This window comes from Clostridium sp. 'White wine YQ', assembly GCF_028728205.1.
GTDB lineage: Bacteria > Bacillota > Clostridia > Clostridiales > Clostridiaceae > Clostridium_T.
Genome location: NZ_JAQYUU010000005.1, coordinates 325,876 through 347,336, shown reverse-complemented (window position 1 = coordinate 347,336; position 21,461 = coordinate 325,876). Strand labels below are relative to the sequence as shown.

Here is a 21,461-nt window from a genome sequence, read left to right as displayed (position 1 = left end):
TATGGTGTATATGTACATAGAATATATTCAACTTTATATCTTAGTTTGTTATAGCAGAAGGGTAATATATTATTGACAAAGGTAGAATATGACTCTATAATAATTATGGTAAGTATTTATGGCTCGATAGCTCAGTCGGTAGAGCAGAGGACTGAAAATCCTCGTGTCGCTGGTTCGATTCCTGCTCGAGCCACCAGATAATCCTAGTACATTGTACTAGGATTATATTTTCTCTAAATTTACGGCAAAACTTTATTTATCAATTAATTAACACTGAGTATTAGTGTTAAAAAGTTGGACTAAACCATGGCATTGGCCATGGTTTTTTTTTACTGCTTGGCGACTTTTTACAATTTTAAGCAATAATTAATATTTGCTTAAGCAGAATGTAAGAAAATATTAATAATAGTATTATAGAATAATATACAAGAAGAAATCTTTAAAAATAAAGGGGTGATTTAGGATGAAAGCTATAATTGAAAAGATGTCATTAACAGATAAAGAAAATGAATATCTTGCAAAAGGAATTGCAATTGGCGTAGGACTAGGAGTTGTTTTAGGCATTGTTATAGATAATATAACTCTAGGGTTTTCTTTGGGAGGGGTTATAGGTGTGCTAGCATCATTAGGATATTCCTTTATTAAAAAACATAGATAAAAAATAAAACCTGAATATTAATATATACAGGTCTTAAGAATATAAGGTTTATATAGTTTTTAAAAATTCTAAAACTTCTTTAACGTGGTCTTTAACTTTTACTTTCCTAAATTCTTTTTTTAGGATTCCAGATTCATCTATTATAAAGGTGCTTCGTTCTATACCTATTGTTTTTCTACCATACATGTTTTTTTCTTTAAGAACATCATATAACTCACATACTTTTTTATCTTCATCACTTAAAAGTATGAAAGGTAATCCGAACTTACTTATAAATTTGTCGTGTGAGGATAAATTGTCTTTGCTAATCCCCAAAATAATAGCATTTTCATTAGATATTTCAATATAATTATCTCTAAAATCACAGGCTTCCGTTGAGCAACCTGGAGTATTGTCTTTTGGGTAAAAGTACAATATTATTTTCTTCCCTCTATAATCACTTAACTTATGAAGTTTTTCATCTGATCCTATCAGTGAAAAATCTGGACATTCCTTATTAACTTCTATATTATTCATAAAGATACCTCCGAACTATTTATATTATAAATATTATATAATAATTATTATTAATTAGCAAGATTTGAAGTATGATAAGAACTAAAAATAAAGAGAATAATTATAAATAAGTATATTGTGCATTGATAGTAATATTATGTTATTATTATAAAGTATGATTTTAAAATTAAAGGAGATTTTTTATGGAAAATAAAGTTTTGGCAGTTGTAGCAGGTAATGAGATAACAGAAAAGGATCTAAATGAAGCTATTTCTAAATATCCAGCTGACAGAAGAGGAATGTTAGCATCAGAAGAAGGAAAAAAACAATTATTAGAACAAGTTATTTCTTTTGAATTGATGTATAACTTTGGTAAAGAAAATTCTTTAGATAATACAAAAGAATTTGAACAAGAAGTTGAGAAGTTCAAAAAGGAACTACTAACACAAATGGTAATTAATAAAGTGGTATCAGAAGTAACAGTTACTGATGATGATGCACTTAAATTTTATAATGAAAATAAGGAAATGTTCCTTGAACCAGATACAGTTACAGCAAAGCATATATTAGTACCTTCTGAAGAAGAATGTAATGCTATAAAAGATGAAATAGAAACAGGAAGCATAACATTTGAGGAGGCAGCAGCTAAGTACTCTACTTGTCCATCAAAAGAACAAGGTGGTAATTTGGGATCTTTCTCAAGAGGAATGATGGTTCCAGAATTTGAGGAAGCTGCATTCAATGCTGAAATTGGAAAATTAACTGAAAGTGTTAAAACTCAATTTGGATATCATTTAATAAAAGTTGAAAGTAAAAACTCAGCCAAAGAATTAAGCTTTGACGAAGTTAAGGATGGGGTTGTTAACCAATTAATGCAACAAAGTCAACAAAAGAAGTATTTTGATTTAGTTGATGAGTTATCAAAAAAATACGGTGTTGAAAGAAAGTAGCTAACTATAACTCCCTAAAGATTTTAGCGAGTTATTATTTTTATCCTGACGTTTTTTTACAGTAATAAAAAGCTTGAAAAGTTATTAAAATAATGCTATAGTTATAAAAGCTTTAATTTAGTCCAGCGAGACTAAGAAGGGGGAATTTACAAATGAATGAAAATCAATTAGAAAAATCTATAGTGGACGTTAATGAGATGCCACCACTAAAAAAAGCAATTCCATTAAGTATCCAACATCTTTTTGCAATGTTTGGATCATCTGTATTAGTTCCAATTCTTTTCAAAATAGATCCCGCAACAGTATTATTTTTTAACGGTATAGGTACTTTACTTTATGCATTTTTGACAAAGAAACGTATACCAGCCTACTTAGGATCAAGTTTTGCATTCCTTTCACCAGTATTCATGTTAACAAGCCAAGGATATTCTTTTCAAACGGTACAAGGCGGCTTTGTGATAGCTGGACTAGTATTCGCACTAGTTGCGTTATTAGTAAAATTCGTTGGTATAGGAGTAATAAATAAATTATTTCCACCAGCAGCAATGGGTGCAATAGTTACAATTATCGGATTAGAACTTGCTCCAACAGCAGCGGACATGGCAGGATTTGCCGTAGGTGGATCAAATAATCCAACTGCATCAAATACTACTTGGATTATAGTTTCTATGGTTACCTTAGCAACAGTAATACTATGTAATATAATACTTAAAGGATTTTTAAAGGTTATACCTATACTTATAGGAGTAGTAGTTGGATATATTACAGCTTATGCAATGGGATTAGTAGACTTCGCTACAATAAGTAGTTCAAGCTTTTTAGCATTACCAAATATAAAAGTAGCAACTTTTGATTTACATGCAATATTAACTATTCTTCCAGCAGCATTTGTTGTTATAGCAGAACACATTGGTCACCTTGCTGTAACAAGCAGTATTGTAGAAAAAGATCTAGCAAAAGATCCAGGACTACATAGATCACTATTAGGTGATGGACTTTCAACTATGATATCTGGTATGTTTGGTTCAGTACCTACAACAACTTATGCAGAAAATATTGGAGTAATGGCTTTAACAAAAGTATATAGCGTATATGTAATTTGTGGAGCAGCACTAATTTCAATAGTATTAGGATTTTCAGGTAAGCTTTCTGCACTAATAATTAGTATTCCAACTCCAGTAATAGGTGGAATAAGCTTATTATTATTTGGAACAATAGCAGCATCAGGTTTAAGAACATTCATCGAAAAGAAAGTTGATTATTCAAAATCAAGAAACTTAATATTAACTTCTGTAATATTTATAGTAGGATTAAGTGGAATTAAGATAAATGTTTATGGATTAGAATATAAAGGAATGGTACTAGCAACAATAGTAGCAATAGCATTAAATTTACTATTCATTCTATTTGATGCAATAGGAATAATGAACGAAAAACCAGATGAGGTTTAATATTATAAAAAAAAGCTTGGACTTAGTCCAAGCTTTTTTATTTATATAGCAATATCATTAAAGCTATTTATATATTTATCAGCTTTCTGTATTAGCTGAGGTTTTTGGTGTTCTGAGTATTTATCATAAACTGCTACAACCTTCATTCCAGCAGATTTCGCACCTTCAACTGCAGCGAGTATGTCTTCGAATACAATACAGTTTTCGGGGGAAACACCTAACCTTTTTGCGGCAAGAAGGTAAACATCTGGATGACTTTTAGGTTTGTCAACCTCGTTTGTCGTTGTAATAGAGTCAATGTAATTACTAATACTATTACTTTCTAAAGCCACATCCAGTAAAGGTGAAGAGTTAGAGGTTGCAATTGCAATCTTAATACCTTTTTCTTTTAAAGAAGTAAGAAATTCTATTGCGCCAGGTTTCAATGGAGCATTATTTTTATAATTTTCATAAGCGAGAGAATTTATTTCCTCCATTATTTCTTCAACAGACTCAGAAAGATTAAAGGTTTTTCTAAAATATTCAGCAGTTTGCTCAAAACTTAGATGATTAATGTCATCCTCCAAGGTCTCAGGCTTAACAATCCCTTTGCTTTCCAAGTAGCTCTTATCAAGCTCGTCCCAAATCCACATCGAATCTATAAGTGTTCCGTCTAAATCAAATATTGCAGCTTGTACATCTTCGAACAAAATTTTCACCTCAAATATTATTAATATTATTATAAATTTAAAATAAATTTAGATTCTTTATAGGGTTTTAAGTTAAGTATCCTATCAAAAATCCTATGACTTAATGGTATATTAAAATCTTTAAGTACGCAATTAGTAAAATATATTTATATAAGAAAATAAGAGAGGGGAGACCTCTCTTAAGGTAAAAAACATAACATTAAGTTAGCTAAATGTTCTTTCGAAAATCTCAATTTTATGTTCATCTCTAAAATCTTCTAGTTTTTCAATACCAATTTTCTTGAAAACTTCATCTAAAACTGGACTATGCGTAGCTATTTTAACAGGTGAATCATATGCAAAATCATCAACGGCAGTCTTTCCTTCATCCCTAGAAACTATTGCTTTAGGACCACCAACACATCCACCAATGCAACCCATACCTTCGATGAAGTTAACATCACCTAATTCACCAGCTTGAGCCTTAGCTAGTATTTCCTTACAATCCTTAACTCCATGAGCCTGAGCTGTCTTCAACAACTTATGTTTCTCAGGAAATAATTCTTCTATAGCTTCAGATACTGCGATGGAAACACCACCTGTACGAGCATAAAGTCTTCCACCCCTAGAAGCATATTCTACAGAAGGTATCCCAGTAAGTTCTCCTGGGTTAATTTCGAGGACATCAAAAATATCTCGTACTTCTTGGAAGGTTAAGACATAATCTACTGAACCTTTGATATCAGGATCATTCCTCTCAGCTTTCTTAGCAATACAAGGACCTATAAAGACTACTTTTGCATCTGGGTTTAATGTTTTTAATACTCTCCCGGCAGCAATCATAGGTGAAACAGAAGGCGAAACATCTTTAACTAAATCATGATAAACTCTTTTTAGCATTCCAACCCACATAGGGCAGCAACAAGATGTAATCATAAGGTCACCAGCTTTATTAACATGCTTATCAAATTCTACAGCTTCTTTTATTGTTAACATGTCAGCAGCGAAAGCTACTTCAATCATATCCGTAAATCCAGCTTTCATAAAGGCTGCTCTTAATTGATCTAGGGATACATCAGGGCCCCATTGTCCTGAAATAGCTGGAGCTACAGCTGCTATAACCTTTTCATTATTCTTTAAAAGTTCTAATATAGGCATAAATTCAATTCTATCTAGTAATTTACCACTATCACAGGCTTCGACGCACATTCCGCAGTCGACACAAAGAGATTCATCTATGTATGTACCACCAGTTAAAGGATCTTCTAAGATAGCATCGAAAGCACAAACTCTTTGGCAGTTTGTTTTCTCACCAGGTTCCTTTCGACAACTGGTATTACAAGAAGCTAATTTTTCAACAATACGTTCCCTTATCTTGTATTCAGTTATTGCTCTTTTTAAGTTATATACATAGTTTTCGTCTTGCTTTACCTCTACTCCACACAAAGAAGAGATTACGGACATAGCTTCTTTTTTATCAGATTCAGAAGCATTTAAAATCTCATTTATGACTTCGTCAAAATTTCCATCATAATAAGACTTTACTAATTTTTTAAATAGTTGTTCATAATCTTTTTTCATAAAAATCCTCCTAAATAGCAATAATAGTTAGTATAAAGTTATTTTAACCTAAAAAATAATGTTTATTATGTCAACAAAATTCTGTCTAGTGAGGAGATATTTAACTATGATGTTATTTGTTACATTCTATATATTTATAATACTTCTTTTTTGGAGTCTTTGTAAAGCTGCATCAAAAGAAGAGAAATATTATGATATTTTTGATGAAAATAAAAATAAATTGAAATAATTATATATTTCTAAAAATATTATATATTGTTATTAATATTTTTGGAGGGTATATGGTAGATTTAGTAATAGATCCTGGTCATGGTGGAACAGATCCTGGAGCAGTAGGCAAAAGTGGTTTAAAAGAGAAAGAATGCACTCTATATATTTCAAAAAAAGTTAAGGAGTTTTTGGAGAATAAGAATGTTACTGTAGAGATGACTAGAGATGATGATAGTTATGTAACTTTAGAGGAGAGGGCAAACTTTGCAAATTTAAAGGGAGCAAGATATTTTATTAGCATTCATATTAATAGTGCAGAAGTAGATACTGCAGAAGGAACAGAAATTTATGCACTAAGCAAAGGAGGGGAAGGAGAAAAATTATCTGCAGTTATTCTAGAAAAAATGGTTTCTAATTTGCAGCTTAAAAACAGGGGTGTAAAATATGCAAATTTTACAGTATTAAAGCAAACAAATATGCCAGCTATTTTAGTAGAGGTATGTTTTATAAGTAATATAAAAGAAGAAGCCTTACTTAAAGATGAGATTTTCAAAAATAGAGTTGCTGTAAATATTGCGAATGGATTTTTAAGATATATTGGTAAAAGTGAAATTCCATTGGATGGTGATAATGAAACAGTTATGACGCCAATTGTTTCAAAGCCTCAAGCAATTCAGGCACAAGCAAAACAATGGGCAAAAGATAAAAATGCAGCAGAAGTTTTTATTTCTCTCGCAGATTTATATTGGAAGTTTAGTGAAGAGTGTGGAGGTGTTAATCCATTAGTGGCCTACACACAAAGTGCATTAGAGACTAATTATGGAAAATATACAGGTAAAGTACCTGTATACTATAAAAACCCTTGCGGGCTTAAGAAAACAGATGCAAAGGGAGACAATCCTGAAGATCATGCACAATTTTCTTCATGGGAAGATGGTGTACATGCTCACTTGGATCATTTAGCATTATATGCTGGAGCAAAAGGATATCCCAAATTAGATACTAAAGATCCGAGACATTTCCAATACTTGTTAGGAAGAGCAAAATATGTAGAAACATTATCAGGAAACTGGGCTCCATCTGATAATTATGGAATTAAGATTTTAAGTCTAATGGATGAAGTAGAAAAAACAATTATTAAGGAGGAACCAATGCCAGATACTCCAAATGATAATAATAGCAGTAATAATGAAAATAATAATGATAATACTACAAATGAAGGCGTAAATATTGATGAGATGAGAGCGTATATTAATGAGATTTCAGGAGATATGGATAACTTAAAAAACAAAATAAATCTCATGAATAAGTACTTAAATGCTATTGATGTATTTTTAAAGAAAGAAGAAAATATAAAGAATATATTAAATGATAATAATAAGTCATTAACAGAGAAAAATAAAAGCTATGAACAAACTTTGGAAGATATATTAAATTCAATAGCTAAAATTAAAAATATAGGATAATAAAAAAGGAATTGCAAAAGCAATTCCTTTTCTTTGGTCGGGGTGACAGGGATCGAACCTGCGACCTCATGGTCCCAAACCACGCGCGCTCCCATCTGCGCTACACCCCGAAGCACATAGATAATTATATATACTTTAGGAAGGTATGTCAATAATTAAAATGAAAAAAGATTTGAATGTTTTGAATACTTTACTTTTCAAGTTATAGTGTATATAATACCCTTATCTTAGAAAATAATAGGAGGATATACCTATGAGGGGAACTACAATTATAATGGTATTAGCAAGCTTAGTATTTATAATTATTGGAATACTGATATTATTAAATAAAAAAATAGCAGGAGTAATTGGTGGAGGGATGTCTCCAGAAAATCATAAAGCATACATTAAATTTATAGGAACATTTTATTTAAGTGTCGGATCGATTTGCATGATTTTTGGAATTCTTGATTATTTCTTTGCGAAGTATTCACTTCTATTTGTAATATTATTTGCATTGATTATGATTTCATCATCAATGATTCAAATGAAGATAGCAACAAAATACATAAAGTAATAAAAAGGTTTCTAAAAATATTTTTAGAAACCTTTTTTTATTCTATTGCTTACTATTAAGCATTTTATTTCTTATTTCTTTAAACTTAGGGAAAGCTTTTTTGTAAGCATTATATAAAAGGTTAGAATTTACTAAGTCAAACTCACCTATAAACTCTACAAAGTTACCATTAAAACCTTTTTTAAATTTATATAAGCCATAAAGCGGATTCTCAGGATTTAAGTCTCCAGAAACTCCTCTAAAGTCATATAAGTAGCAATCTAAATCAATTGAGTCAGAAATCATAGACCATTGCATTGCAAAGTTAGGCATTGTATCTCTTAAGATATTTTCTGAGGCACCATAGAGATACCAAGCTTTTCCGCCATAATATAAGTAAATTGAACCAGAAAGATATATTTCTTGACCTTTAAATTCTTCTATATCAGCAATCTTTTGATTGAAACCCTCAATTTGTCTTAAAGATTCTTTATATTTGTTTTCTGCATCAGAAATTTTCTTTTGGATTCTACCAATTTTACCTTCTTCAGTTTCAGTTTTTAACTTTTCTTTTTGTTCTTCAATTTTAGCTAAAGCTTTTTCGCGTGCTTCTTCTTGCTTCTTCAATTTATCTGATAGTCTTTTAAAGTCATTTTCATAACTATATTTAACCATATACAGTCTGCAATAAGGACTTATTTCGGTAATCATATCTTTAAAATACCCTTTATGTCTAACTATGAAATTATCTCTCTTACCGGTAGTAACCATGATTTCATGAAATCTTTCTAGAACCTCTTCATCTAAATTATCTTTGTCGTATACCTCAACAGAAAGACCTCTTTCCTCGGCAACTTTTATATTATATCTTGTCTTACTAGAAAAATTCTTAAAAACTTCTTTCTTAATAGCATTCTTGTTTTCACCAGTAGGAAGAGGAAGTCTAAAAACAAAGTTTGGTTGAATAGCCTCAAAATTCTTAGAATCAGTATTCTTATATCCTAATGAATTTAAGAAATTTTTTATATCGTTACCGCTATCTAAAAGCACTTCATTTTCCATTAGGTGAATATCAGGGTCAACAGTTAAAAATGCTATATTGTTTACTTTGGAATAGCCTCTTAAAAATTCTGTGAATTCAGCTAAAAGTTCTTTGTTTGTAAAATCGCAAACAAAGCCTCTTGGTGCATAGGCCATGTACTTATTTATATAGGGAATTTTTCTTAGTAGTAAAGTTGCAGCCAAGACCTTATTGTCTTCTGAATCATAGCCACATATAAACTTATGAGACCAATCCTTTTTAACTAAACTCCAATATGAAGTTTGAAAAATATGACCCTTAGGATCTATTTTATTAAAATCATTAATATCACTTTCTTGAACTTCTGTGAATTTATACAAATTTAGTATCCTCCCTTAATACAAGGTTTCAATTTTAACTACTTAAATTATAGGTATTAGGCAGAGCCCCTATATATAAAGGAGCCTAAAGTTATAAATTTCGTTTAATATTCAAAACCCATAGCTAAATTAATTATAAATAGCTTATTTTAAGCATAGTAATATTGTAATACGAATATTTTTACTAATCAAGTTTAGTATTAGTATTGCTTATTGAAAAAAACGTCTTCTTAAATATTATGGACAAATTTACTAAATTTAATATTATGTAACCATTGGATAAAAATTTAATAAATGGTATAATATTACAATAGGTAGTGAAAGGAGGTTTTAGCATGTTAGATAAGAAAAAACGCAGTATATTTTCTAATAAAAAAGGAGTTACATTATTAATAACTGCTGTGTTTTTAATAGGTGGTAATACACCGGTATTTGCTGAACCGATATTTACAAAAGAACAACAGCAACAATATGATGAATCTTCCTCCCAATATTCTAAGGCGCAAGATGAATTAAATGAACTTCAAAACAAAGTAGATGGGATAGTGAAAAATATACAAGAAGTTCAAGTTGATATTGATAAAAACAATAGTGAAATATCAAATATCAAAAATGAAATTAATGAATTGAACAAGGATATTGAAAAGACTAAAAATGACTTAGAAGTAAAGGAAAAAAATTTTGGAGTAAGATTAAGACAACTATATAAATCAGGGGGAGAAAAAAGTTACATTATAGTATTACTTAATGCTAAAAGCATCGGCGATTTTATCTCTAAGGCAGAAGCTATAAGTAAACTAATGTCTATGGATAAAAAAGTAATTGATGAACTAAATGATAAAAAGGAAGAGTGTGCCAACAAAATAAGTGAAATGGAAGATAAAAATAAAGAACTAGAAAAATTAAATAAGGATAATCAAGTTAAGATTGAAGAACTTGGTAAGAAACAAGATGAGCAAAATGTTTATGTAGATGAAGTAAAAAGTAAGATGGAGATAATAGCTAAGGATTTAGCACCACTGGAGAGACTTGAATATAAGGCATACGAACCAACTGTCAATAGTCCTACCAGTAAGGCATCTGACTTAAGTAATGTGATTAACATTTTAAAGAATATTCGAAAGAATATTAAAACTCCTGAAGTTGATAGTGAAATTGCAAATCTAATAGATATAGCAAGAAGTAGAATTGAATCAGGAAACTGTGTACAAGATGATCTGATAAATAGAGGTGGAATATCAGGAAGCAATTTAGATGTAGTAAGTTATGCAACACAGTTTATTGGAGCTCGTTATGTGAGTCCAGGGAATCCGCCGTATAGTTTTGATTGTTCTGGTCTTGTTCAATATGTCTATAGGCATTTTGGAATAGGATTACCAAGAACTACTTGGGACCAAGTTAATTATGGTACGCCAGTAAGTTACTCAGAATTACAAGCTGGAGATTTAGTATTCACCAACGGTAATGGACACGTCGGAATTTATGTTGGTGGAGGACAGATGATACATGCTTCAATGCCTGGAGTAGGTGTTATCCAAGGACCTATATATCATTTTGTCACTGCAAGAAGAGTGAGATAAATATACTTAAAATAGTGTGAATGAGGATGTTAGAGTTAATTTATATAATATTAACTTTAACATCCTTTTATGTTGAAAAATAAAATAAAACGTTGTTTATAAAAAGTTAATAATAAAAGAAAACTGCTAAAATAAGTAAAAAAATTAATATATTAAATGAAAAATGTAATATATTAACATTGAGGTGAATTTGGAAAAATGGTATAATAACAATGACGTTTAAAAGACGAAAGGGGGAAGTGGTGGTTATTGACTTGTCAATAATACCATTATGGTGATATGAAAAGAAAGGTTATTTCTGTTCTATTGACAGCAACACTAGTGTTAGGGACGGGTGTACAAGCATTAGCGGTACCTTTGACTGATAAACAACAACAAGAATTAAATGACAAAAACGCGACGTATTCAGATATTTCAAATAAATTAGACGACTTAACGAGTAAAGTTTATGCAATAGAAGCTCAAATAGAACCTATACAAACTGAAGTAGATAAAAATAATAAAGAAATTAAGGATACTCAAAACCAGATTGATAAAAATAAAAAAGAAATCGAATCCACAAAAAAGGACTTAGAGGAAAAGGAAAAAGTATTTGGTACTAGAATGAGAGAAATCTATAAGTCTGGTGGAGAAAGCAGTTATATTGCTGTGTTACTTAGTTCTAATAGCTTAGGTGATTTTGTTGCTAAAGCTGAAGCAATTGGAAAGTTAATGAGTTTAGATAAAAAGATTATCGATGACTTAGACTCTAAAAAGAAAGAGTATGATGATAAGATTGCTGACTTACAGAATAAGACTGAACAGCTTAAAAAATTAAATGCAGATAATCAAGTTAAATTAGTTGAATTAAATAGTAAAAAAGATGAACAGATGGTAGTTGTAAAACAAGTACAAGCTCAAGCAAACAGTGCAAAATCATCTCTTATGGCTAGTGAAAAACAATTATATCAACCATTTGCTGATATAGTTAATAATTCAGGAAGTTCTGTTGATGATTTGAATAATGCAATTTCGGCATTAAGAGGAATCAGAAATGCAAAGCAAGTTAAGACTGATGCTTCTGATAAAGCAATAGTAGATTTAATTGAAAAAGCTAAAACTTTAGTGAAACAAAAACAAGCTGCAAGTAACTATACTCCAAGCAGAGGAGGCGGAAGTACTCCAACAGCATCAAGCTCTGCAATTGTTTCATATGGATATAACTTTATAGGAAGACCTTATGTATGGGGTGCAACTGGACCAGATGCATTTGACTGCTCAGGACTAGTTCAATATGTTTATAGACATTTCGGTATTAATTTACCTAGAACAACATATGATCAAGTTAATGTTGGCTCACCAGTTTCATATGGTGATTTACAACCTGGAGATATAGTATTCACAAACGGAATTGGACATGTTGGTATCTATGTAGGTGGAGGCCAAATGCTTCATGCATCTATGCCAGGTGTAGGTGTTATCGTTGGACCTATATATCATTTTGTAACAGCTAGAAGAATTTAATAAAATTGATTAAATGGCGTATCTAAAGGGAGACCTTTGAGACGCCTTTTTAATTTGTTAAAACATTGATGTTTTGAATATCTATAGGTTTTTTATAGGAAACTTAACTTATACACACATGAATAAGTTATTAGTTGAACTTAAAACCCTGTATAACTATAATATAAAGGTAGTTAAATAATGGAGTGTGATTTTGTGAATTATAACGCATTACTAATGAATGATGAAACTTTAGATGATCTGCAATTAAATGGACTTATGTTAATCCAAAAGCAGAATGCTTTTAGGTTCGGTATAGATGCGGTACTTTTGGCTAATTTCGCTAATGTGAGAAAAAATAGCAGGGTTATTGATTTGTGTACTGGAACTGGCATAGTACCATTTTTAATAAAAGGGAAAAAGAATCCTAAATCTGTTTTAGGAATAGAGATTCAAGAAGAATTTGTGGAAATGGCTAATAGAAGTGTAGAAATAAATAAACTTAAGGATCAGATTAGCTTTATGACAGGAGATTTAAAAGATGTTGATCTTCTAAAAAAAATAGACAAAGCTGATGTCATAACAGTAAATCCTCCATATAAATTAAACTCATCAGGAATTATTAATCCTAACGATAGGTTGGCAATAGCCAGACATGAAATCTTATGCAATTTAGAGGATGTAATAATTGCAGCTAGAATACTATTAAAAGATAATGGAAGATTGTGCATGGTACATAGGCCAGAGAGGTTAGCTGATATTCTCTGTCTAATGAGAAAATATAAAATAGAACCCAAAAGAATACAAATGATTCATCCGAATACAAGAAAACCGCCTAATATTGTTTTGATTGAAGGTCAAAGAGATGGAGGAGCTTTTCTAAAATGGGAATCACCATTGTATGTTTATGGAGAAGATGGAAAATATACAGAAGAAATAGATGAAATATATGGTAGAAGTAAAGGAGAAGGTAGTAATGAGTAAGTTATATATTGTACCAACCCCTATTGGAAATCTTAAAGATATAACGCTTAGAGCACTAGAAACATTAGAATTAGTTGATACAATTGCAGCAGAAGATACAAGACAGACAATTAAGTTATTAAATCATTATAATATAAAGAAAAATCTAATAAGCTATCATCAACATAATGAAATGGGTAAATCAGATGAAATAATTAAAAGAATCAGTATGGGAGAAAATATTGCACTAGTAAGTGATGCAGGATCACCAGGAATATCAGATCCAGGAAGTGTTATTATAAGAAAATGCATAGAAGAAGGTGTGGAGTTTGAAGTGTTGCCAGGAGCTACAGCAATAATAACAGCACTTGTAGCATCTGGTCTAGATACAACTAAATTTTCCTTTAGGGGATTTCTGCCACGAGAAACAAAAGATAGAAGAGAATTAGTTGAAGAAATAAAAGAGTACCGAGATACTTTGATTTTTTATGAAGCACCCCATAGATTATTAGAAACTTTAAAGTTTCTAAGAGAATCCTTTGGTAATAGAGAAATATCAGCATGTAAAGAACTAACTAAACTACATGAAACTTTTGTTAGGGGCAAATTGGAAGACGTGATTGAATATTTCTCAAGTAATAATATTAAAGGGGAATTTGTATTAGTTTTAAGTGGGAAAAGTGATCAAGAATTAGTAGAAGAAGCTAAAGCCAAGTGGGAAAACCTGACTATAGAAGAACATATAATTAAATTTATAGATGAAGGTTTGGATAAGAAAGAGGCCATAAAAAAAGTTGCTAAAGAAAGAGGTTTATCTAAATCTGAAGTATATAAATATGGAGTTGGGATATAAAGTTAAAATTATCTAGGATACTTATAATGTTATCCTCAACCTTAGAATATTATAAATTCCTAAAGAGTAAAAAAAGCACTTCTGGGGAAGAAGTGCTTTAATACCACAAACGCTTGGGGAAAAGAGTTTGTGTGGAGAGATTGAAAGATAAATAAACTATCTTACTTCTTTAATTCTGCTAAACAATTTTTGCAGATGTTTTTACCTTTATAGTTTACAACATCTCTTGCGTCACCACAGAATATGCAAGCTGGTTCATATTTCTTTAATATAATTTGTTCACCATCTACATATATTTCTAAAGCATCTTTTTCCGCAATATCAAGAGTTCTTCTTAACTCTATTGGGATAACGATTCTTCCTAATTCATCTACTCTTCTTACTACACCTGTTGATTTCATAAATTTTCCTCCTCATTTTACATCCTTCGACATATTTCTACTTAATATTAGCAAAGTTGTAATTTAAAGTCAATACTTTTCTGTATTAAATTCACTCAAATTACAAATTTCTTACTTAATTAGCATCTAATATAAATATAATACCATTTAATTGAAATGTCAATAGTGTATTTTACTAAAAAATGTCAATAATAATGATATTAGGAAAAAAAGTCATAATTAAAGTAATGTCGCTAAATGGCTACGTTGAGCGATTTCTATGGAATATAACGTTGAATGTGCTGTGGTAAAGAGATGGCGAAAAAAATGTAACCATTTTACAACAAGAAGAAAAACATTGTCGAATTATTATATTTATGTCCATGAAATATCATAAATATGAATCCAAATTATATTTTTACATAAAAATTAATGTGATATATTTTAAATTTAGGTTTTGAGAAAAAATGAAAATATTTAGTAATAACTCATCAAAAATTATTGACAATAAATAGCATAATATTAAACTGGTTTTTAAAAAAATAAAATTTAAATAAATATCAAGATTAAAATGAAAAAGGTTGTAGTTATATTATGAATATTATAATATTTAAAGGTAATATTTTGTATGTAATAATATGAAAGAAATAGTCACATGAATTCCACAGATAATAAACAAGTTAATAACAGCTAAAATGTTGATAATGTGGATAATTCTAAAACTTATAAAAATAAATCCACATTTTTTATAAACTTATCCACAATATATGTTGATAACCTGTGAAAATATGTGGATTACCTTCTCAGGTACTATTTTCTAATAGGTTAGTGAATTAATAAAATATTAAAAAATATGTGATAACTTGTAAAGGGTTTAGCATTACTATATAATAAAATTGAAAGTGGAGATAATTATAAAATCGAGGTGTTTATATGAATAATAACAAATATGATGATCAGTATATGATGTCATTAGCTCAGGAGATGTCAAAAAACAATATGGTTTCCTATGAAGAGTTCCCCAAGTATGATTTGTTTTTATCACAGGTTATAGACTACTTAAATGATAAATTTACTGAGGATAAATATACAAACAATATAGTACAAAATTATGTTAAAAGTGAAGTAATATCTAAACCTGAAGATGGTAAAAAAAGAGGATATACAAAAGTACATTTAGCTCAGCTTGTTCTACTAAGCTATATGAGACCAGTTTTAACTACAGAAGAAATTAAAAAAGTATTTAAGTTAGCATTTAATGAAATAAATGTAAGGACAGATGATATTATTTCTTGGGAAGATGCCTATAAGATTTTCTCAGATATTCAAAAAGAAAGTTTTAATGAGTTGATTACAGGACCATTACTAAAAGATTCTAAATTAGATGGAATTATAAAAGATTTAAATTTAGAAGAAAAAGATGAGGAAAGAATTAAGTTATTTTTACAAGTTATTTCTCTAATAGCACAGGCGAGTGTTATTAAGAAACTTGTTCAAAGATTAGTGAATGAATATAATGAGTAGAATAGTTATTATACTGTGGGTATTTATGTAATAAGTTATGTAAAAAAAATGAGGTTAAAAAGATATTCTATATATAGTTATTATTGAAAGTAAATCTTAAAAGAGATATTTAAGATTTACTTTTTTTTTGATACAGCATTATTTGAAGGTATAGGCTAATTTAATATTATAAAAGTTTATTCATAAGATTGTTAGTTATATGTAGGGTTTGTATGGCGAAATTATGAGGATGAAGTTTGAAAACGTTAAGGAATTTAGAAAGAATGGGATATGTAATAAATGAAAAAAGTGATGAATATGAAGTAGCTGAAAAAATAACTTTAAAGATTGAAAAAAAATTAAGGTAAAAGTTCCTAAAATAGAAATTGAATATTTGGCTATACTATTAGTGAATTTAGAGGAAGAAAATACTGTTGGAAAAGATGATAAAGTAGTAATAAATATATGTTCATCAGGGCAAGGGACTGCTAAAAAATTCCCCAAAAGTATCAAAAAAAGGTTTAATACTGTATCAAAACAATGAGTAAAGTGTATCAAAAATGCAGAATAAAATTAATAAAAGTATCAAAAAATAAAAAAATATCAATGAAGTGGCTTACATTCATTTATACACTTTTTTTGGCATGGTACTTGACATAAGATATAGTGTCATAAAAAACAACGGAAATATAAAAGGAGGAGTTTAAATGACAGCAGTAATAGTTGCAACACATGGTAAATTTTCTGAAGAGGTTGTGAAATCCTCAGAAATGATATTTGGTAAGCAAGAAAATGTAGAATATGTAACCTTCGTACCAGGTGAAGGCACTGAAGATTTAATAAGAAAATATAATGAAGCTATTGAAAAGTTAGATACAAATAAGGGTGTTTTATTCCTAGTAGATTTATTTGGAGGAAGTCCATTTAATGCTGCAAGTACATTAGCTATATCGAATGAAAAGATGGATATAGTTACTGGTGTAAATCTACCAATGCTACTTGAAGTATATGGAGCTAGAATGATGTCTGATTTTGAAGAAGTAGTTAAAGCTGCACAAAATGCAGGTAAAGATGCTGTTAAGGCTTTCAAGGAAGGTCTTACAATAAATAAAAATAACGACCTAGATGATGAGGAGGTATTATAAATGAAAATTGTATTAGCAAGAATTGATGACAGACTAATACACGGTCAAGTGGCTACAGTTTGGTCAAAAGTTTCTGACTGTGAAAAAATAATAGTAGTAAGTGATGAGGTTGCAAAGGATGAGTTAAGGAGTACTTTATTAGTGCAAGTTGCGCCTCCAGGAATAAAAGCACACGTACTAAGTATCGAAAAAGCTATTAGAGTATATAACAATCCAAAGAATGATTTTAAAGCATTACTATTATTTACGAACCCTACAGACGTTTTAAGGTTAGTTGAGGGTGGAGTTAAGATTGAATCAGTCAACATCGGTGGAATGTCATTTAAAGAAGGTAAAAGACAAGTTACAGGAACTATTTCTGTAAACGAACAAGATGAAAATGCATTCAAAGAACTTAACAAAAGAGGAATAGAATTAGAAATAAGAGTTGTTGCATCAGACTCTAAGGTTCTATTAAAAGATAAATTGCCATTATAAAATTCTTTTTAAAAGGGAGGAATAAACAATGAACGCATTACAAGTTATACTAGTTGTAATTTGGGCATCTATTTCTGGTATTGGATCAGTACTAGATGAATTCCAAACACACAGACCTTTAATATCATGTACAATTATAGGACTTATTTTAGGAGATATCAAAACAGGTATTATATTAGGTGGTACTTTAGAACTTATGGCTTTAGGATGGATGAATATAGGAGCAGCAATGGCACCAGATGCAGCAATTGCTAGCTGTATTTCAACTATCTTAGTAATCGTTTCGCATCAAACAGTTGCAGAAGGAATAGCAATAGCAATCCCTCTAGCAGCAGCAGGGCAGGTTTTAACTATATTTGCAAGAACATTATCTGTTGGATTACAACATAGAGCAGATAGGTATGCTGAACAAGCAAACTTTACAGGTGTAGACATGTGTCACTTAGGTGGTTTAGTAATTCAAGCACTTCGTGTAGCTATTCCAGTTTTAATAGTTGCAATGTTTGCAGGAACAGATCAAGTTAACAATATGTTAAATGCTATTCCAGACGTTGTTACAAAAGGACTTCAGGTTGCTGGTGGATTCATAGTTGTAGTTGGATACGCAATGGTTATCAACATGATGGGAGCAAAACACTTAATGCCTATGTTCTTCTTAGGATTCGTAGTTGCTTCATTCTCAACTTACAACCTAGTTGCCTTAGGTATATTAGGAACTATATTAGCAATCCTTTACCTACAATTATCACCAAAATATAATGGTGTAGTAACTTCAGCAGGCGCAGCATCTGATGATCTAGATGATGACGTATTAGATTAGGAAAGGGGAGGAAATAGCAATGAGTGAACAAAAAAAATTAACAAGAAAAGACTTAGTAAGTGTATTCATTCGTTCAAACTTCCATCAAGGTTCTTGGAACTTTGAGAGAATGCAAGCTATAGGATACGCATATGAAATGAATCCAGTGCTTAAGAAATTATATACAACTAAAGAAGAACAAGTAGAGGCTTTAAAAAGACATCTTGAATTCTTCAATACTCATCCATATGTAACATCACCTATCTTAGGAGTTACGTGTGCAATGGAAGAACAAAGGGCTAATGGAGCTGACATAGACAATGGAGCTATCAATGGAGTTAAGGTTGGTTTAATGGGACCTTTAGCTGGAGTTGGTGACCCAATATTCTGGGGAACACTAAGACCTGTTCTTGCAGCATTAGGAGCATCTATAGCAACTGGTGGCAGTGTATTAGGACCGATATTATTCTTCGTATTATGGAATGTAATTCGTTTAGGATTCAGATGGACTACTCAATTCTATGGATATAAAGTTGGAGCTAATATTGTTAAGGATTTAGCTGGTAACAAGCTTCAAAAATTAACTGAAGGAGCTTCAATCCTTGGATTGTTTATCATGGGTGCATTAGTTGCTAGATGGACATCAATAAAAGTTCCGTTTGTACTTTCAACTGTAACTAATGCTCAAGGTAAAGAAGTAACTACAACAATACAAAGTGTTTTAGATTCATTATTACCTGGATTATTAGCATTAGGATTAACTTTCCTTTGTATGAGATTATTAAGGAAGAAAGTAAGTCCAATAACTTTAATATTTGGATTATTCGCTTTAGGTATCATTGGATATTGGTTAGGTATCTTAGGTCTATAAAAGTTAATAAGTATGTCAAATTAACCCCTGGGAAATTCACCTAATATGGTGGATTTTCTCAGGGATTTTTTTATTGTTACTAGGTTTCGAATGAAACAATATTGATTTCAAATGAAAGTGGATGTATAATAATATTAAAAATACAACTAAGTGGGGTGATGTTATTTTGAATGAAAGAAGAAATGAAATATTTAATATAATTTCAATAGAACCCAAGGTATCAGTAAAGAAATTATCAAATATTCTTGGCGTCTCAGAGGTTACAATAAGAAAAGATCTTTCAGCACTAGAAGAAGAGGGTGTTTTAAAAAGGACTCATGGTGGTGCTGTACAAATGGCTTCAAGTTCTATAGAAAAAAGATTATCATTTAGACAAAATGAAAAGCAAAGAATAGCAGAAGAGGCTTCAAAGTTAGTCCTACCAGGTGAGACTATATTACTAGAAGCAGGTTCTACTAATACGGTTCTAGCAAAAGAAATTTCAAAAAAATCAGGGGTTCATATAATAACCAATTCTCTATATATTACCTACATGCTTAAAGATACGCTTCAAGTTAAAGTGACATTATTAGGAGGAGAGTTGCAACAAGATTCAGAAGCAATGGTTGGACCACTCACCACTTTAAGTTTAAGTAAAATTGCAGTTGATAAAGCTTTTATTGGAATGGATGGTTTTTCTGAAAAATTAGGTTTTACCTGTGGAGATTTCTTTAGAGCTGAAGTTGGAAAGGAAATGTGTAAAAGAGCTGAAAAGACTATTGTTTTAGCAGATTCTTCAAAATTTGATAATATAGGAGTTACTCCAGTTGTAGAACTTAATGATGTTTATATGGTAATTTCAGATAAAGATATAACAAAAGAAAAATTGAGTATTTTAAAGAAACATAATGTTAACACTATCATAGTCTAGTATGAAAAGGAGAGGATTAATATGAATAAAACAGTGAATGTAGGATTGATTGGATATGGGGTTGCAGGACAAGTGTTCCATGCACCTATGGTTTATAGTGTAAGTGGATTAAAATTATATAAAATTTATGATTCAAGAGAGGAAAGTAAGGGGAAAATAAATTCTAAATTTGAAGATGTTCTATTTACTACTAATATCGATGAAATATATAATGACAAGAATATAGATTTAGTTATAGTAGCAACTCCTAATATAGCCCATTATGAACTTGCAAAAAGAGCATTAGTAGCGGGGAAAAATGTACTTGTAGAGAAGCCATTTACAGTAACTTCAGAAGAGGCGGATAAGCTAATTCAATTGGCAAAGGAAAAGAATAAGCTTTTAACTGTACATCATAATAGAAGATGGGATAGTGATTTTAAGACTATAAAGAGAGTAATTAATGGTGGGTTACTAGGAGAACTTGCAGAATATGAAGCTCATTATGATAGATTTAGAAACTTTTTTAAGGAAAATGCTTGGAGAGAACAAAATGCTCCTGGTTCAGGTATACTTTATGATTTAGGCTCTCACTTAATAGACCAAGCTCAAGACTTATTTGGGATTCCTGATGAAATTTTTGGAGATTTGAACATACAAAGAAAAGGTGGAGAGACAATAGATAACTTTGAGGTCATATTAAAGTATCCTAATTTAAAGGTTACATTAAAGGCAGGAATGCTAGTAAAAGAAGATAGTCCACATTTTGTTTTATATGGGAATAAGGGAAGTTTTGTTAAGTATGGTATGGATGTTCAAGAAGGAAATTTAAGAAAAGATTTAATACCTAAATATACTGAAGAATGGGGAAAAGAATCACAAGAACTATGGGGCACACTAAATACTGAGCTTAATGGACTTAATTTTAGAGGAAAAGTTGAAAGTGAAAATGGAGACTATAGAGCATTATATGAAAATGTATATAAAGCAATAATTGGTGAAGAAGAGTTAATCGTAAAACCACAAGAGGCCAGAAACACTATAAGAATAATAGAACTAGCAGAAGAAAGTAATAATAAAAAAGCATGGGTAAAATTTAGTTAA

Annotated in this window: 22 protein-coding genes and 2 tRNA genes; 18 read left to right on the top strand and 6 right to left on the bottom strand. The window is 30.4% G+C overall.

Features of this window, described 5'->3' with window-relative positions; translation table 11 throughout:
• Window positions 1-120: 120 nt before the first annotated feature.
• Window positions 121-196, top strand: a tRNA-Phe gene (locus PTZ02_RS15795).
• Window positions 197-463: 267 nt separating this feature from the next.
• Complete coding sequence (locus tag PTZ02_RS15790) at window positions 464-658, top strand: hypothetical protein (protein WP_274228757.1); 195 nt, start codon at window positions 464-466, stop codon at window positions 656-658.
• 48 nt (window positions 659-706) lie between these two features.
• Here PTZ02_RS15790 and bcp read toward each other — a convergent pair whose 3' ends face one another.
• A complete protein-coding gene (bcp, locus tag PTZ02_RS15785) occupies window positions 707-1,174 on the bottom strand; it encodes a thioredoxin-dependent thiol peroxidase (RefSeq protein ID WP_274228756.1) in 468 nt (155 codons plus the stop codon).
• Window positions 1,175-1,356: 182 nt separating this feature from the next.
• On the opposite strand from bcp, the gene PTZ02_RS15780 reads away from it, so the two are divergent.
• Window positions 1,357-2,103 carry a peptidylprolyl isomerase gene (locus PTZ02_RS15780; RefSeq protein ID WP_274228755.1) on the top strand — a complete coding sequence of 249 codons (747 nt, stop codon included), beginning with the start codon at window positions 1,357-1,359 and terminating at the stop codon, window positions 2,101-2,103.
• A gap of 152 nt (window positions 2,104-2,255) precedes the next feature.
• Window positions 2,256-3,554 carry a uracil permease gene (uraA, locus tag PTZ02_RS15775; protein WP_274228754.1) on the top strand — a complete coding sequence of 433 codons (1,299 nt, stop codon included), beginning with the start codon at window positions 2,256-2,258 and terminating at the stop codon, window positions 3,552-3,554.
• 41 nt (window positions 3,555-3,595) lie between these two features.
• On the opposite strand, the gene PTZ02_RS15770 is transcribed toward uraA, so the two are convergent.
• Complete coding sequence (locus PTZ02_RS15770) at window positions 3,596-4,243, bottom strand: HAD family hydrolase (RefSeq protein WP_274228753.1); 648 nt, start codon at window positions 4,241-4,243, stop codon at window positions 3,596-3,598.
• 204 nt (window positions 4,244-4,447) lie between these two features.
• On the bottom strand, window positions 4,448-5,803 hold the full coding sequence (locus tag PTZ02_RS15765; RefSeq protein WP_274228752.1) for a [Fe-Fe] hydrogenase large subunit C-terminal domain-containing protein: 1,356 nt from the start codon (window positions 5,801-5,803) through the stop codon (window positions 4,448-4,450).
• Window positions 5,804-5,909: 106 nt separating this feature from the next.
• Here PTZ02_RS15765 and PTZ02_RS15760 point away from each other — a divergent pair, with 106 nt between their 5' ends.
• Together PTZ02_RS15760 and PTZ02_RS15755 are read left to right on the top strand one after the other, a co-directional pair.
• Complete coding sequence (locus PTZ02_RS15760; RefSeq protein WP_274228751.1) at window positions 5,910-6,032, top strand: hypothetical protein; 123 nt, start codon at window positions 5,910-5,912, stop codon at window positions 6,030-6,032.
• Between the two features lie 52 nt (window positions 6,033-6,084).
• A complete protein-coding gene (locus tag PTZ02_RS15755; protein ID WP_274228750.1) occupies window positions 6,085-7,479 on the top strand; it encodes an N-acetylmuramoyl-L-alanine amidase in 1,395 nt (464 codons plus the stop codon).
• A 34-nt stretch (window positions 7,480-7,513) separates the two neighbouring features.
• On the opposite strand, the gene PTZ02_RS15750 is transcribed toward PTZ02_RS15755, so the two are convergent.
• Window positions 7,514-7,589: transfer RNA gene (locus PTZ02_RS15750), tRNA-Pro, on the bottom strand.
• 143 nt (window positions 7,590-7,732) lie between these two features.
• Here PTZ02_RS15750 and PTZ02_RS15745 point away from each other — a divergent pair.
• Window positions 7,733-8,035 (top strand): hypothetical protein, encoded by a 303-nt coding sequence (locus PTZ02_RS15745; protein WP_274228749.1) that lies wholly within the window; start codon window positions 7,733-7,735, stop codon window positions 8,033-8,035.
• A gap of 42 nt (window positions 8,036-8,077) precedes the next feature.
• Here PTZ02_RS15745 and PTZ02_RS15740 read toward each other — a convergent pair whose 3' ends face one another.
• A complete protein-coding gene (locus PTZ02_RS15740; protein WP_274228748.1) occupies window positions 8,078-9,415 on the bottom strand; it encodes a peptidoglycan bridge formation glycyltransferase FemA/FemB family protein in 1,338 nt (445 codons plus the stop codon).
• A gap of 335 nt (window positions 9,416-9,750) precedes the next feature.
• On the opposite strand from PTZ02_RS15740, the gene PTZ02_RS15735 reads away from it, so the two are divergent.
• The 4 genes from PTZ02_RS15735 to rsmI all read left to right on the top strand — a co-directional run bounded on the left by PTZ02_RS15735 (window position 9,751) and on the right by rsmI (window position 14,293).
• Window positions 9,751-10,995, top strand: a complete 1,245-nt coding sequence (locus PTZ02_RS15735; RefSeq protein WP_274228747.1) for a C40 family peptidase — start codon at window positions 9,751-9,753, stop codon at window positions 10,993-10,995.
• Between the two features lie 279 nt (window positions 10,996-11,274).
• Window positions 11,275-12,498: a C40 family peptidase gene (locus tag PTZ02_RS15730; RefSeq protein ID WP_274228746.1), complete on the top strand. Its 1,224-nt coding sequence runs from the start codon at window positions 11,275-11,277 to the stop codon at window positions 12,496-12,498.
• A 216-nt stretch (window positions 12,499-12,714) separates the two neighbouring features.
• Window positions 12,715-13,461 carry a tRNA1(Val) (adenine(37)-N6)-methyltransferase gene (locus tag PTZ02_RS15725; RefSeq protein WP_274228764.1) on the top strand — a complete coding sequence of 249 codons (747 nt, stop codon included), beginning with the start codon at window positions 12,715-12,717 and terminating at the stop codon, window positions 13,459-13,461.
• Window positions 13,454-14,293: a 16S rRNA (cytidine(1402)-2'-O)-methyltransferase gene (gene rsmI, locus PTZ02_RS15720; protein WP_274228745.1), complete on the top strand. Its 840-nt coding sequence runs from the start codon at window positions 13,454-13,456 to the stop codon at window positions 14,291-14,293. The genes PTZ02_RS15725 and rsmI overlap by 8 nt, the downstream gene beginning before the upstream one ends.
• 161 nt (window positions 14,294-14,454) lie before the next feature.
• On the opposite strand, the gene PTZ02_RS15715 is transcribed toward rsmI, so the two are convergent.
• A complete protein-coding gene (locus PTZ02_RS15715; protein ID WP_024614332.1) occupies window positions 14,455-14,694 on the bottom strand; it encodes an AbrB/MazE/SpoVT family DNA-binding domain-containing protein in 240 nt (79 codons plus the stop codon).
• Window positions 14,695-15,606: 912 nt separating this feature from the next.
• Between PTZ02_RS15715 and PTZ02_RS15710 the strand changes: the two genes are divergently transcribed.
• The 7 genes from PTZ02_RS15710 (at window position 15,607) to PTZ02_RS15680 (ending at window position 21,461) form a co-directional block, all read left to right on the top strand.
• Window positions 15,607-16,197 (top strand): DUF1836 domain-containing protein, encoded by a 591-nt coding sequence (locus PTZ02_RS15710; protein ID WP_274228744.1) that lies wholly within the window; start codon window positions 15,607-15,609, stop codon window positions 16,195-16,197.
• 686 nt (window positions 16,198-16,883) lie between these two features.
• On the top strand, window positions 16,884-17,321 hold the full coding sequence (locus PTZ02_RS15705) for a PTS sugar transporter subunit IIA (protein WP_274228743.1): 438 nt from the start codon (window positions 16,884-16,886) through the stop codon (window positions 17,319-17,321).
• Window positions 17,322-17,798: a mannose/fructose/sorbose PTS transporter subunit IIB gene (locus PTZ02_RS15700; protein WP_274228742.1), complete on the top strand. Its 477-nt coding sequence runs from the start codon at window positions 17,322-17,324 to the stop codon at window positions 17,796-17,798.
• A gap of 28 nt (window positions 17,799-17,826) precedes the next feature.
• Window positions 17,827-18,618, top strand: a complete 792-nt coding sequence (locus tag PTZ02_RS15695; protein ID WP_274228741.1) for a PTS mannose/fructose/sorbose transporter subunit IIC — start codon at window positions 17,827-17,829, stop codon at window positions 18,616-18,618.
• A 19-nt stretch (window positions 18,619-18,637) separates the two neighbouring features.
• Window positions 18,638-19,468 (top strand): PTS system mannose/fructose/sorbose family transporter subunit IID, encoded by an 831-nt coding sequence (locus tag PTZ02_RS15690; RefSeq protein WP_274228740.1) that lies wholly within the window; start codon window positions 18,638-18,640, stop codon window positions 19,466-19,468.
• Between the two features lie 166 nt (window positions 19,469-19,634).
• Window positions 19,635-20,378, top strand: coding sequence for a DeoR/GlpR family DNA-binding transcription regulator (locus PTZ02_RS15685; RefSeq protein ID WP_274228739.1), 744 nt, complete (start codon window positions 19,635-19,637; stop codon window positions 20,376-20,378).
• 21 nt (window positions 20,379-20,399) lie between these two features.
• Window positions 20,400-21,461, top strand: coding sequence for a Gfo/Idh/MocA family oxidoreductase (locus tag PTZ02_RS15680; RefSeq protein WP_274228738.1), 1,062 nt, complete (start codon window positions 20,400-20,402; stop codon window positions 21,459-21,461).

Bases quoted from the DNA above. Each gene is read 5' to 3' on its own strand.
- PTZ02_RS15705 (WP_274228743.1), top strand. From the start codon at position 16,884: ATGACAGCAGTAATAGTTGCAACACATGGTAAATTTTCTGAAGAGGTT.
- PTZ02_RS15680 (WP_274228738.1), top strand. From the start codon at position 20,400: ATGAATAAAACAGTGAATGTAGGATTGATTGGATATGGGGTTGCAGGA.
- PTZ02_RS15695 (WP_274228741.1), top strand. From the start codon at position 17,827: ATGAACGCATTACAAGTTATACTAGTTGTAATTTGGGCATCTATTTCT.
- PTZ02_RS15780 (WP_274228755.1), top strand. From the start codon at position 1,357: ATGGAAAATAAAGTTTTGGCAGTTGTAGCAGGTAATGAGATAACAGAA.
- PTZ02_RS15745 (WP_274228749.1), top strand. From the start codon at position 7,733: ATGAGGGGAACTACAATTATAATGGTATTAGCAAGCTTAGTATTTATA.
- uraA (WP_274228754.1), top strand. From the start codon at position 2,256: ATGAATGAAAATCAATTAGAAAAATCTATAGTGGACGTTAATGAGATG.
- PTZ02_RS15760 (WP_274228751.1), top strand. From the start codon at position 5,910: ATGATGTTATTTGTTACATTCTATATATTTATAATACTTCTTTTTTGG.
- rsmI (WP_274228745.1), top strand. From the start codon at position 13,454: ATGAGTAAGTTATATATTGTACCAACCCCTATTGGAAATCTTAAAGAT.
- PTZ02_RS15725 (WP_274228764.1), top strand. From the start codon at position 12,715: ATGAATGATGAAACTTTAGATGATCTGCAATTAAATGGACTTATGTTA.
- PTZ02_RS15700 (WP_274228742.1), top strand. From the start codon at position 17,322: ATGAAAATTGTATTAGCAAGAATTGATGACAGACTAATACACGGTCAA.
- bcp (WP_274228756.1), bottom strand. From the start codon at position 1,174: ATGAATAATATAGAAGTTAATAAGGAATGTCCAGATTTTTCACTGATA.
- PTZ02_RS15715 (WP_024614332.1), bottom strand. From the start codon at position 14,694: ATGAAATCAACAGGTGTAGTAAGAAGAGTAGATGAATTAGGAAGAATC.
- PTZ02_RS15765 (WP_274228752.1), bottom strand. From the start codon at position 5,803: ATGAAAAAAGATTATGAACAACTATTTAAAAAATTAGTAAAGTCTTAT.
- PTZ02_RS15790 (WP_274228757.1), top strand. From the start codon at position 464: ATGAAAGCTATAATTGAAAAGATGTCATTAACAGATAAAGAAAATGAA.
- PTZ02_RS15755 (WP_274228750.1), top strand. From the start codon at position 6,085: ATGGTAGATTTAGTAATAGATCCTGGTCATGGTGGAACAGATCCTGGA.
- PTZ02_RS15710 (WP_274228744.1), top strand. From the start codon at position 15,607: ATGAATAATAACAAATATGATGATCAGTATATGATGTCATTAGCTCAG.
- PTZ02_RS15735 (WP_274228747.1), top strand. From the start codon at position 9,751: ATGTTAGATAAGAAAAAACGCAGTATATTTTCTAATAAAAAAGGAGTT.
- PTZ02_RS15730 (WP_274228746.1), top strand. From the start codon at position 11,275: ATGAAAAGAAAGGTTATTTCTGTTCTATTGACAGCAACACTAGTGTTA.
- PTZ02_RS15690 (WP_274228740.1), top strand. From the start codon at position 18,638: ATGAGTGAACAAAAAAAATTAACAAGAAAAGACTTAGTAAGTGTATTC.